1 protein-coding gene is annotated in these 1,227 nt (G+C 60.1%); it reads left to right on the forward strand.

All coding sequences use genetic code 11. The annotated features are described in order from the left end of the window. Positions 1 to 157 precede the first annotated feature (157 nt). Complete coding sequence (locus FNA46_RS24580; protein ID WP_143127873.1) at positions 158 to 1,192, forward strand: glutamine synthetase beta-grasp domain-containing protein; 1,035 nt, start codon at positions 158 to 160, stop codon at positions 1,190 to 1,192. The last annotated feature ends 35 nt before the right edge of the window (positions 1,193 to 1,227 follow it).

The following is a 1,227-nucleotide window of genomic DNA, read 5'->3' on the forward strand; positions in this document are numbered from 1 at the left end:
CTTGCCCTTGGCCGGCAAGGGTCGATGTTTTTCCGGGCGCGCGTGCATCTGGCACGCAATATGCATTTCATCTGGCAGTCCCGGAGGCGACCTTCATGACGAAGCGGCGCGTACCTGGATCTGCAAAAACCTCGCAGTGTAGAAACGAGAGATGACTATGACGAAATACAAGCTCGAGTACATTTGGCTCGACGGCTACAAGCCGGTGCCGAATCTTCGCGGTAAGACCCAGATCAAGGAATTCGACGCTTTCCCGACGCTGGAGCAGCTGCCGCTGTGGGGCTTCGACGGTTCCTCCACGATGCAGGCCGAAGGTCATAGCTCCGACTGCGTTCTGAAGCCGGTCGCCATCTATCCGGATCCGGCCCGCACCAATGGTGCGCTGGTCATGTGCGAAGTCATGATGCCCGATGGCGTCACGCCGCATCCGTCCAACAGCCGCGCCACCATTCTCGATGACGAAGGCGCCTGGTTCGGTTTCGAACAGGAATACTTCTTCTACGAAAACGGCCGTCCGCTCGGCTTCCCGGAACAGGGCTACCCGGCTCCGCAGGGTCCGTACTACACGGGCGTCGGCTTCAAGAACGTCGGTTCGGTTGCCCGCGAAATCGTTGAAGAGCACCTCGACCTCTGCCTCGCCGCCGGCATCAACCACGAAGGCATCAATGCCGAAGTGGCCAAGGGCCAGTGGGAATTCCAGATTTTCGGCAAGGGCTCCAAGAAGGCCGCCGACCAGATCTGGATGGCACGCTACCTGCTGCTCCGTCTCTGCGAAAAGTACGGCATCGACGTCGAATTCCACTGCAAGCCGCTCGGCGATACCGACTGGAACGGCTCGGGCATGCACTGCAACTTCTCCACCACCTACATGCGCGAAGTGGGCGGCAAGGAATATTTCGAAGCCCTCATGGCTGCCTTTGCCAAGAACTGGAAAGAGCACATCGACGTCTACGGTCCGGACAACCACCTGCGTCTGACCGGCAAGCACGAAACCGCTCCGTGGAACAAGTTCTCCTACGGCGTGGCTGACCGTGGCGCTTCGATCCGCGTTCCGCACTCCTTCGTCAACAATGGCTACAAGGGCTATCTGGAAGATCGTCGTCCGAACTCCCAGGGCGACCCCTACGCGATTGCCTCGCGCGTTCTTGCCACGATCGCCGAAGTCCCGACGGCTGCTTCCGCAGCTGCCTGAGACCTGGCATCACCGACATGACGAACGGCACCGGA

Source organism: Affinirhizobium straminoryzae, assembly GCF_007004135.1.
Taxonomy (GTDB): domain Bacteria; phylum Pseudomonadota; class Alphaproteobacteria; order Rhizobiales; family Rhizobiaceae; genus Neorhizobium; species Neorhizobium straminoryzae.

Coding starts and splice junctions, on each gene's coding strand:
- FNA46_RS24580 (WP_143127873.1), top strand. CDS start 158: ATGACGAAATACAAGCTCGAGTACATTTGGCTCGACGGCTACAAGCCG.